We start from the raw sequence: 10246 nt of genomic DNA on the forward strand, positions 1-10246 counted from the left end.
CCATGCTAGGAGGCTGACCTACCTGCAGCAATGAGGGTTTTCCCTCAATCGAACACGTTGATACCAGCGACCTAACCTCAACGTCAGACTGACAGTCTAGTTCCATCAGCATTCGGGGCAGCGGCTGCCGACCAGCTGCTTACATTACAGGCCAGTAAACCATGACCACGACCAACAGCATCGAACAGTACTTGCAGGCCGCCACCCGGGACAACACCCGGCGCAGCTATCAAGCGGCGGTCGAGCACTTCGAGGTCAGCTGGGGCGGCTTCCTGCCCGCCACCGCCGACAGCGTGGCGCGCTACCTGGCCGATCATGCCGGCAGCCACTCGATCAACACCCTCAAGCAGCGCCTGGCGGCGCTGGGGCAATGGCACGTCAGCCAGGGCTTTCCCGACCCGACCAAGGCGCCGCTGGTGCGCCAGGTGCTCAGGGGTATCCGCACCCTGCACCCGGCCGAACCGCGCCAGGCCGCGCCGCTGCAGATCCAGCACTTGCAGCAGGCGGTGGCGGTACTGGAAGCCGAGGCTCATCAAGCACGACAACAGCACGACCTGCCGGCCCTGCTGCGGGCCCGGCGCGATGTGGCCTTGTTGCTGATCGGCTTCTGGCGTGGGTTTCGCGGGGATGAACTGGCGCGCTTAAGGGTCGAGCATATCCAGGCCCAGGCCGGCATTGGCCTGTCGATCTACCTGCCGCGCAGCAAGGGCGACCGCCAGGCACTGGGCGTGCGTCATCAGGCCCCGGCCCTGAAAGTGCTGTGCCCGGTGCAGGCCTACCTGCAGTGGATCGAAGTGGCCGGCATCGCCCACGGCCCGGTGTTCCGCAAGCTCGACCGCTGGGGCAACCTCGGTGAAGCGGCGCTCAACAGCAACAGCCTGATCGCCCTGCTGCGGCGCATCCTGGAGCGTGGCGGCGTGCCGGCCGCGCTGTACACCGGGCATTCGTTGCGCCGCGGCTTTGCCACCTGGGCCACCAGCAATGGCTGGGAGCTCAAGGCGTTGATGAGCCATGTGGGCTGGAAGGACGCCAAGTCGGCGTTGCGTTATGTCGATGCCTCGGCGTCCTTTGGCGAGCTGGCACTGCTTGAAGCTGCCAGCCCCCTGCACCTGGAGCGCTTGATTCAGTCCTGAGCCTTCAGTGCACAGCGCCACAGTCGGGCAATATCCCCGGCCCGCGCCTGCAGCAAGGGCGCGGCCTGGGCGCAGGCCTGTTCCAGGCTCATCGGGCCACTGGTCAGGGCGAAGGCGGCATCGATGCCGTGGGCATAGAGTTGCTCGTAGCCTTCCCCCAGCGTCCCGGCGATGACCACCACCGGTACGCCATGACGACGGGCGATACGCGCCACGCCGAAGGGCGTCTTGCCACGCAGGGTCTGGGCATCGAAGCGGCCCTCGCCGGTGATCACCAGGTCAGCGTCCTGCACCGCTGCATCCAGCTCGGCCAGCTCCGCCACCACCTCGATACCGGGACGAAAGCTTGCCTGCATGAAGGCCTTGGCGGCAAAGCCCATGCCGCCGGCGGCGCCACAACCTGGAAGGTCACGGACATCGTTGCCCAGCAGCGCTGCGCAGTGATCGGCAAAATGCCCCAATGCCTGATCGAGCAAGCGGACCTGCTCGGCACTTGCGCCCTTCTGCGGGCCGAAGATCGCCGAGGCACCGTTGCTGCCGCACAAGGGGTTGTCGACGTCGGCCGCCACCTCCAGCTGCACCTCGGTCAGGCGTGGGTCCAGGGCGCTGGCATCAACTCGTGCAAGCTGCGCCAGGGCCAGGCCTCCTTCGGCCAGCGGCAGGTCCTGGGCGTCGAAGAGTTTCAGGCCCAGGGCACGCAGCATGCCGCTGCCGGCATCGTTGGTGGCACTGCCGCCAATGGCCAGGATGATCCGCCGCGCCCCGGCATCCAGCGCCGCAGCGATCAACTGACCGGTACCGTAGGTGCTGCTGCGACAGGCATCGCGTTGCGCCGGGGCCAGCAACTGGATGCCGCTGGCCTGGGCCATCTCGATGATCGCGGTGCGGCTCTCGGCCAGCCAGCCCCAGCCGGCACGTACAGGCTCGCCAAGCGGCCCGCGCACGTCGAGGCTGCGCAGCTCACCGGCGCAGGCGGCGATGATCGCGTCCATGGTGCCCTCGCCACCGTCGGCCATCGGACACTTGACCAGCTGCGCCTGGGGCAACACCTGGGCAAGCCCGGCGGCAATGGCACTGGCGACCCCTTCGGCGCTGAGGCTGTCCTTGAACGAGTCAGGGGCGATGACGATTTTCATGGGAGGGCTCCTTGTGCTGATAAGCAGCATGCTGACAGTTGCAGCATGGGCGTACTTCGGTCGGATGCACAAAAGCGCCGGGTACTCGTTTGGTCAGTTGGCCAAATCGCCCCGGGTGGCTTGGCCCGCGACCGCCTTGCGGTCGATCGCAGGCTTCGCCGGCCCACAGTGTGAACTGCACATCTTTGGGGTTGCTGGGTAGCTGTGGGAGCTGCCGGCAGGCTGCGATCGGGCGCGCAGCGGCCGTAGATTTTACGAGCTGGGCATCAGTTGCAGCCCCAGGTACAGGCTCAACATGCCTTCAAGCCGCAACGGATCGACCTCGCTCAACTCGGCAATGCGCTCCAGCCGATAACGCAGGCTGTTACGGTGGATTCCCAAGGCATCGGCACAGGCCTGACTCTGGCCATCGTGGGCACACCAGGCGCGCAAGGTGGCCAGCAATTGACCACTGGCATCCTTGGCGCGAATGCGCTGCAAGGGTTCGAGCAGCTCATCCAGGGAATCATCGTTGCGATGGCGCCAGAGCAAGGCCGGCAGGCGGTAGCGGGCCAGGGTCAGGATCTGCTCGGCAGGCAATACCTCCCGGCCATAGGCCAGCAGATCGCGCACACGCCGGTAACCCCGGCGCAGTTGCTCAAGGCTCTGCGCCGCCGAGCCGACGGCCAGGCGCTGCACTTGCCAGCCCTGGCGATGGAGTTTTTCCAGCAGGCGCGGCTCGTCCAGGGCGACACTGGCCGGCCGGCACCAGAGCAATGACTGGCGCGCCGGGCTGACACACCAGCTGTCGGGATATCGGCTCATCAACCAGCCGGCCAGGGTTTCGGCCGCAGGGCCGGCCTCCAGTTCGAACAGGCAGGGCATTCTCGCCAGTTGCGGCTTGAGCCCCAGTTGCCGGGCTTCGTCGATCAGCCTGGGGGAGTCACCCGAGCCTCCCAGCAACAAGGCCAGCAGATCATCGCAACGCTGCCGCCGCCACTGCTGCTCGACCTGCAGGTGGCGCTGGGCCAGGAGCATCTCGGCGGTCATGCGCACCAGTTCGGCGTAGGTGCGCAACTGCTGCGGGTCGCCGGTCAGGCCCAGCACGCCGATCAGGCGCCCGTCGAGCATCAGCGGCAGGTTGACCCCGGGCTGCACGCCCTTGAGGCACTTGGCCGCCTCGACGTCCAGTTCGACGATCCGGCCGTTGGCCAATACCAGCTGGGCGCCTTCGTGACGGGTGTTGATCCGCTCCGGTTCACCGCTGCCCAGGATCAGGCCCTGGCTGTCCATGACGTTGACGTTGCACGGCAGGATCGCCATCGCCCGATCGACGATATCTTGCGCCAGGTCATGGTCGAGTTCGAACATGGGGGGATCCTTGTTGTCGCAGTGATTGGTCCGGGGCACAGCAGGCCGCACGAAATGCTGTGCAAAAGCACAAAGACAGCCACGGTCCGCTCACCGAGACTCGTCGCAGCAACAGCCTCGATGCTGCTGCGGCGATAAACATAACAACAGAGAGAGAATCATGGCATACAGCCCTGCCCCTGACCAAGGCCAAGACGTCACCCGCAATGCGCTGTACCGGCGCGTTACGCTGCGGCTGATTCCGTTCATCTTCATCTGCTACCTGTTCAACTACCTGGACCGGGTCAACGTCGGCTTCGCCAAGCTGCAGATGCTCGATGCGCTGAAGTTCAGCGAAACCATCTACGGCCTCGGCGCCGGCATTTTCTTCATCGGCTATGTGCTGTGCGGCCTGCCCAGCAACCTGGCGCTCAACCGCTTCGGCCCGCGGCGCTGGATCGCGCTGATGATGATTGCCTGGGGCACGCTGTCGACCTGCCTGCTGTTCGTCACCACGCCCATGGAGTTCTACGTGCTGCGCCTGTTCACCGGCGCCGCCGAAGCGGGCTTCTTCCCCGGCATCGTGCTGTACCTCTCGCGCTGGTTCCCGGCTGCCCGCCGTGGCCGGATCATGGCCCTGTTCATGTCGGCGATCCCGGTGTCCGGGCTGCTGGGCGGGCCGTTCTCCGGCTGGATCCTCAACCATTTCGCCGCCGGCCAGCATGGCCTGGCCGGCTGGCAATGGATGTTCCTGATCCAGGGTCTGCCGACCGTGCTGCTGGGCTTGCTCGCGGTGTTCCTGCTCAGTGACGGCTATGCCACGGCCAAGTGGCTGAGCCCGGCCGATCGCAAGATCATCGAGCAGGACCTTGCCGCCGACGCCGCCAGCAAGCCGCTGACCACCAGCGACAGCCTGCTGTCGGTGTTCACCAACCCGCTGATCTGGACCTTCGGTTTCGTCTACTTCTGCATCCAGAGCGGGGTCTATGCGATCAACTTCTGGCTGCCGTCGATCATCAAGAACCTGGGCTTCAGCGATGCCTTGCTGATCGGCTGGCTGAGCGCCATCCCCTACCTGCTGGCCGGGGTGTTCATGCTGCTGGTGGGGCGCTCGGCGGACCTGCGCAACGAGCGGCGCTGGCATTTAGTCGTACCGATGCTGATGGGCGCCGTGGGCCTGTTGATCGCCGTCAACTTCGCTCACAGCCCGGCCATTGCCATTGTCGGCCTGAGTATCGCTACCATGGGCGCCCTCACCGGCCTGCCGATGTTCTGGCCGATGCCCACTGCCCTGCTCAGCGCCGGTACCGCGGTGGCGGGCCTGGCGATCATCAACTCGGTCGGGCAGATGGCCGGTTTCCTCAGCCCCTACCTGGTAGGTTTCATCAAGGACCAGACCGGTTCGACCGATGCGGCGCTGTATTCGCTGGCCGGGCTGATCGTGGTCGGTAGCCTGGTGGCCCTGCGGGTGTCGCGCTCGCGCGTGGCGGCATCGGTCGCCGTCAGCTGACACAACCGGGTGGGAGCGGGCTTGCCCCGCGATTGCAGTGTGTCAGTTACATTGCATCGCGGGGCTAGCCCGCTCCTACCGGCTTTAAATCCCGGGGCGAACTGTGTAAAACAGACCGGATACACACCGCCACGGGATTTTCGCTCATGATCTACCGACCACTGGGCCGCAGCGGCCTGCGGGTGTCCGCCCTGACCCTGGGCAGCATGATGTTCGGCGAACCCACCAGTATCGACGATTCGCTACGCATCATCGACAAGGCCTGGGACCAGGGCATCAACTTCATCGACACCGCCGACGTGTACAACGCCGGACGCTCCGAGGAGATCGTCGGTGAAGCCATTGCCCGCCATCGCCACGACTGGGTGCTGGCGAGCAAGGTCGGTTTCGGTCCGGCCGACGGCCTGCCCAACCGCAGCGGCCTGGGCCGCAAGCATATCTTCAATGCCATCGAGGCCAGCCTGACCCGCCTGGGCACCGATTACCTGGACATCTACTACCTGCACCGCGAAGACCACGGCACGCCGCTGGAAGTCACGGTCGGGGCCATGGGCGACCTGCTGCGCCAGGGCAAGATCCGCCATTGGGGCGTGTCCAACTTCCGCGGCTGGCGCATCGCCGAGATCTGTCACCTGGCCGAGCGCCTGGGCATCCCCAAGCCTGTGGTCAGCCAGCCGTTGTACAACATCGTCAACCGCCAGGCCGAGCCCGAACAGTTCCACGCCGCCGCCCACCATGGCCTGGGCATCGTGCCGTTCAGCCCGCTGGCCCGTGGTGTGCTCAGCGGCAAGTACGCCCCCGGCGCCGCCCCCCAGGCCGGTACGCGCGCCGGCCGCCAGGACAAGCGCATCCTGGAAACCGAATGGCGCCCCGAGTCCCTGGCCATCGCCCGCAAGGTCCAGGCCTATGCCCAGGACAAGGGCGTGGGCATGGTCGAGTTCGCCATCGCCTGGGTGCTAAACAACCAGCTGGTCAGCTCGGCCATTGTCGGCCCGCGCACCGAAGCCCAGTGGGACACCTACAGCGGCGCCTTGCAGGTGAAGATCAGCGCCGAGGACGAGGCCTTCATCGATTCGTTGGTGACCCCGGGCCATGCCTCGACCCACGGCTTCAACGACGTCGCCCACTTCGTCAGCGGGCGCCTGCCACGCTGAGACCGCTGCCCAGCAGATGGCCGATGGCAGCCCTGAGCTTCATCGGCCGCACCGGCTTGTGCAACAAGGCATGGCCGCGCTCGCGCACCTGCTGCTTGAGTTCGCTGCTGTAGTTGGCGGTGATCATCAGCGCAGGCAATGGCGTCGGGCGCAGGGCATTGATCGCCGCCAGCGCATCGACACCGTTGCGCTCGCCATCGAGGTGATAGTCGGCGATCAACAGGTCGGCGTCGTCATGGCAGATATCGACCTGGCGGGCCAGGTCCTCCTCGCTCAAGGCCGTCACCACCTCGCAGCCCCATTGGGCCAGCAAGGTGGCCATGGCGGCGCAGATCGCCGCATCGTTATCCAGCACCCAGATCCGCGCACCGGCCAGGCGTATGTCCGACAGTTCGGCCAACGCCGGAGCCTGTGGCGGGCGGCCGGCGCTGTCAGCGCGCGGCACTTCGACGGCAAACAGCGAGCCTTTGCCCGGCACCGAGCGCAGTTGTATGCGGTGGCCGAGGATCCCGGCGATCTTCTCGACGATCGCCAGGCCCAGCCCCAGGCCACGGTCCTGGTCGGGGCGTTGCACCTCGCCGCGCTTGAACTCCTGGAAGACTTCTTCGCACTTGTCCTCGGCAATGCCGATACCGGTATCCCAGACTTCGATCCACACCCGCTGGGCACGCCGCCGGCAGCCCAGCACCACACGCCCTTGCGGGGTGTAGCGGATGGCATTGCTGAGCAGGTTGCGCAGGATCCGCGCCAACAGCTGGATATCGCTGTGCACGTACAGGCTGCAGGGATGGTAGGCCAGGCGCAGGCCTTCGCTGCCGGCGGCATGGGCATACTCGAGGGCCAGGTTGTCGAGCAGATCGGTCAGGGCAAAGGTCGCCAGGTCGGCCTGTATCACCCCGGCATCGAGCTTGGAGATGTCCACCAGGGTGCCGAGCAGGCTTTCCACATCGTCGAGCGAATGGCTGACGCTGCGCACCAGGCTCGGGTTGGCGCTGTGCTGTTCGAGCAAGGCGCTGGTGAACAGTCGCGCCGCGTTCAGCGGTTGCAGCAGGTCATGGCTGACGGCGGCGAGGAACTTGGTCTTGGACAGGTTGGCCTGCTCGGCCTCCTGCTTGGCCCGGGTCAGCTCGGCGGTACGCTCGCGCACCCGCACCTCCAGGTGCTGGTAGGCCTGGTGCAGGGCCTCGGCGCTGCGCCGGCGCTCGGTGATGTCGCGGATCAGCACGAAGATGCCGATCACCTCGCCACTGGCCGTACGGTTGGGCACATAGGAGCGCAGCATGTAGCGCTCCTGGCCGTTGACGTGGGTTTCGGCGCACTCGAAGGTCACGCTCTCCCCCGCCAGCGCCCGGGCGATGTAGCCTTCCAGGCGCTGATAGTGCTCGGGGCTGTGCACGTCACGCAGGCTTTGCCCGAGCATCACCCCCCGTGGCCAGCAGTACCACTGCTCGTAGACCTGGTTAGTGAATTCATAGACCAGTTCGGCATTGAGGTAGGCGATCAGGGCCGGCACGTGGTCGGTGATCAGGCGGATCCAGCGCTCGCTCTCGCTCAGTGCCTCGGCGTGCTGGTAGCGCTCGGTGATGTCGGTGAAGGTGTTGACGAAGCCGCCGGTAGGCAACGGATGGGTGCGGATCTCCAGCATGCGGCCATCGTACAGGCGCTGCTCCAGTTCATGGATGCAGCGTCCGTTGGCATCGCGGCTGTCCGGGGTCAGCAACGCCAGTTCGCTGTCGCCGATCACTTCGGCGAACGGCCGATGGGCGGCGATCGGGGCCAGGCCGCTGAGTTCGAGGAAGCGCCGGTTCCACAGCTCCAGCAGGCCCTCGGCATTGACCATGGCCACGCCCTGGGACAGGTTGTCCACGGCGCGTTGCAGCAGGTGCGACTTCTGCGCCACCGCCTGCTCGCGGCGGCGGGTTTCACTGTGCTTGAGTTCGGTGATGTCGGTGAACAGCATGACCCGGCCACCGTCACGGGTCGGCCGCTCGCTGACCTGCAACCACCGGCCATTGTGCAGGCAATAGAGCCCATGCTCGTCGCCCGCGCCGCGGTGCTCTTCGTTGAACAGGTGGCTGCCGTGCATCAGGCGCTTGATCTCGGCCAGGCGCATGCCGCTGATGATGCGGATCCGGCTGTTGGCCCAGAACGACTTGAAGCGGTTGTTGAACAGCACGATGCGCAGGTCCTGGTCGAACAATACGAAGGCATCGGAGATGCTTTCGATGGCATCGACCAGGTGCTGGTGGGCGGTTTCGGCGCGCAACCGGGCATCGCTGAGCAAATGGTTGCTGGCCTTGAGCTCGATCAGGGTCTGGTTGAGAGTGTCGGTGCGTTCGCGCACTTGCTCGGCCAGCGCTACCGAATGCTGGAACGCCGCATAGGCATCGTCCGGGCGTACCGCACCGGATTCCAGGCGCTCGATCAGGGCCGCGTTGATGCGCTGCAACTTGCGGTTGGCCAGGCGCAGCGCCTCAAGCTCAAGGTTCGAGTCGCTGGCGCGGGCGTCCGATGGCGACACCGGTGAAGGTCTGGTTGATATGGGTGCCATTGAACTGTTCCCCGTAGGAGTTGAAACCCAGCACCTGCCGACTGCGCAGGAAGTCGCCGACAGCGGTAAGCTCGTCGCTGCCCTCAAGTTCCAGGCGGCGCAGGAAGCAGTCGCAGCCGATACACACCAGCAAGGGCCCGAGGCGCTCGTGCAGGCCGTCGAACAGTGACTGCAGGTTGGCCAGCAAAGGCCCCGGGCGCATGGCGGTGAGGACGATGCCGTTCTCCACCGCACAGTAGAAACTCAGGCTCAAGTCGTCATGCACCTGCTGGATGGCCCGCACGTAATGCCGATCGTTGAGCCGCACCGCCAGCGGGTGGGCGGCGAACACCCGCTGGTCCAGGGCGCTCACCGGCACCCCGATCAGGCGCGCGTACTCCTCGGCCGCCGGTTCCGCGTTCAGCTCATGGACCCGGCGCAGCTGGCGATCGGCACGGGTCACCACCAGCTTTTCGTGGCGCGGTTGCAGGTGATGGGTGGTGAAGACTTCAAAGTCCAGCCAGGTGTTGACCAGCAGCACCACCGCCGCGCCGCTGTGAAAGGCCCCGTCGTAGTACACATGGGTATGGCTGAGCTGGTTGTCGTCACCGGCCGAGCCGCCAAAGTGCGGAATCTCGCCCAGCGCCGCGCTGAGGGCGGCCAGCACGGTTTCTTCGCGGCTGGAGAGGCCGTCGAGCAGGGTCAGGGCGAAGCTGTGCCCCTTGATCGGCGCCAGGCTGTTGCTGCGACAGCCCGCCACCAGGCGTTCGACCATGGCCTGGGCGGCAACCAGGCTGAACTGCTCCATGGCATCGATGCGTTCGGCGGCGATGGAGAACTGGCGGTGATCGAAGCCCAGGGCGGTGACGCAACCGCGCCCGTAGCCTTCGGGGGTGATCTCGCCGGCACTGGTGCAACCGGCCAGGCGAATGCCGCCGAAGCTTTGTTGCAACGCCTGGGCCAGGGCCGGCAGGTCGTAGCCGGGCGAGCAGAAGAACAGCACGAAGCCCAGGTGCGGGTGCAGTAATTGGCCGGCAAGCTCCTGGGCTACCTGTTCGGCGGCGCTGGCCCGCGATACGGCGCTGCTCACGCCTTCGCTCGGGTACGGGTGCATGATGACGGGCTCCGCCCTGGATGATGCTGGCAGTCTAGGGAGGCGCCCGGGTGAGGCGAATGCTACTTGGGTAGCGGGTCGGGCTGGCATTGGTCGTAGGCGCGGGCTTGTCCCGCGATGGCGGTGCAACAGGGAAACCGCCATCGCGGGGCAAGCCCGCTCCTACCCCCCCCGTTCAGGGCTTGAGGGAGGCCATGTCGATCACGAAGCGGTATTTCACATCGTTCTTCTCCATGCGTACGAACGCCTGGTTGATGTCCTGTATGTCGATCATCTTGTAGGAGCGGGCTTGTCCCGCGATTGTGGCTTCCCTGCCACACCGCGATCGCGGGGCAAGCCC

The 10246-nt window shown here is 66.0% G+C and carries 7 protein-coding genes and 1 pseudogene; 3 read left to right on the forward strand and 5 right to left on the reverse strand.

Translation table 11 applies throughout. From position 1 onward, the window contains the following. The first annotated feature begins 161 nt into the window (after positions 1–161). Positions 162–1133 (forward strand): site-specific integrase, encoded by a 972-nt coding sequence (locus M2D63_RS23785; protein ID WP_285865514.1) that lies wholly within the window; start codon positions 162–164, stop codon positions 1131–1133. Here M2D63_RS23785 and M2D63_RS23790 read toward each other — a convergent pair. Both M2D63_RS23790 and M2D63_RS23795 read right to left on the reverse strand, forming a co-directional pair. After that, entirely contained in the window at positions 1124–2269 is a 1146-nt protein-coding gene (locus M2D63_RS23790; protein WP_285865515.1) for a glycerate kinase, read from the reverse strand. The two genes, M2D63_RS23785 and M2D63_RS23790, sit on opposite strands and share 10 nt — an antisense overlap. 252 nt (positions 2270–2521) lie before the next feature. Further along, on the reverse strand, positions 2522–3619 hold the full coding sequence (locus tag M2D63_RS23795) for a sugar diacid recognition domain-containing protein (RefSeq protein WP_285865516.1): 1098 nt from the start codon (positions 3617–3619) through the stop codon (positions 2522–2524). 160 nt (positions 3620–3779) lie between these two features. On the opposite strand from M2D63_RS23795, the gene M2D63_RS23800 reads away from it, so the two are divergent. Together M2D63_RS23800 and M2D63_RS23805 are read left to right on the forward strand one after the other, a co-directional pair. Further along, positions 3780–5108, forward strand: a complete 1329-nt coding sequence (locus tag M2D63_RS23800; RefSeq protein ID WP_285865517.1) for an MFS transporter — start codon at positions 3780–3782, stop codon at positions 5106–5108. A 146-nt stretch (positions 5109–5254) separates the two neighbouring features. Continuing rightward, positions 5255–6262 (forward strand): aldo/keto reductase, encoded by a 1008-nt coding sequence (locus M2D63_RS23805; protein WP_285865518.1) that lies wholly within the window; start codon positions 5255–5257, stop codon positions 6260–6262. Here M2D63_RS23805 and M2D63_RS23810 read toward each other — a convergent pair. The 3 genes and pseudogenes from M2D63_RS23810 to M2D63_RS23820 form a co-directional block, all read right to left on the reverse strand. Next, the gene (locus M2D63_RS23810; RefSeq protein WP_285865519.1) at positions 6240–8813 is read right to left on the reverse strand and encodes a PAS domain-containing hybrid sensor histidine kinase/response regulator; all 2574 of its coding nucleotides are present in this window, start codon (positions 8811–8813) and stop codon (positions 6240–6242) included. The two genes, M2D63_RS23805 and M2D63_RS23810, sit on opposite strands and share 23 nt — an antisense overlap. After that, positions 8743–9906 carry a nitric oxide-sensing protein NosP gene (nosP, locus tag M2D63_RS23815; RefSeq protein ID WP_285865520.1) on the reverse strand — a complete coding sequence of 388 codons (1164 nt, stop codon included), beginning with the start codon at positions 9904–9906 and terminating at the stop codon, positions 8743–8745. The genes M2D63_RS23810 and nosP overlap by 71 nt, the downstream gene beginning before the upstream one ends. Before the next feature lie 175 nt (positions 9907–10081). Next, a pseudogene (locus M2D63_RS23820) lies at positions 10082–10246 on the reverse strand (hypothetical protein); the annotation flags it as partial.

The organism is Pseudomonas sp. BJa5 (assembly GCF_030272875.2).
Classification (GTDB): domain Bacteria; phylum Pseudomonadota; class Gammaproteobacteria; order Pseudomonadales; family Pseudomonadaceae; genus Aquipseudomonas.

Excerpts from the sequence above, each read along its gene's own strand:
- M2D63_RS23785 (WP_285865514.1), top strand. The coding sequence starts at position 162 with ATGACCACGACCAACAGCATCGAACAGTACTTGCAGGCCGCCACCCGG.
- M2D63_RS23790 (WP_285865515.1), bottom strand. The coding sequence starts at position 2,269 with ATGAAAATCGTCATCGCCCCTGACTCGTTCAAGGACAGCCTCAGCGCC.
- M2D63_RS23795 (WP_285865516.1), bottom strand. The coding sequence starts at position 3,619 with ATGTTCGAACTCGACCATGACCTGGCGCAAGATATCGTCGATCGGGCG.
- M2D63_RS23800 (WP_285865517.1), top strand. The coding sequence starts at position 3,780 with ATGGCATACAGCCCTGCCCCTGACCAAGGCCAAGACGTCACCCGCAAT.
- M2D63_RS23805 (WP_285865518.1), top strand. The coding sequence starts at position 5,255 with ATGATCTACCGACCACTGGGCCGCAGCGGCCTGCGGGTGTCCGCCCTG.
- M2D63_RS23810 (WP_285865519.1), bottom strand. The coding sequence starts at position 8,813 with ATGGCACCCATATCAACCAGACCTTCACCGGTGTCGCCATCGGACGCC.
- nosP (WP_285865520.1), bottom strand. The coding sequence starts at position 9,906 with ATGCACCCGTACCCGAGCGAAGGCGTGAGCAGCGCCGTATCGCGGGCC.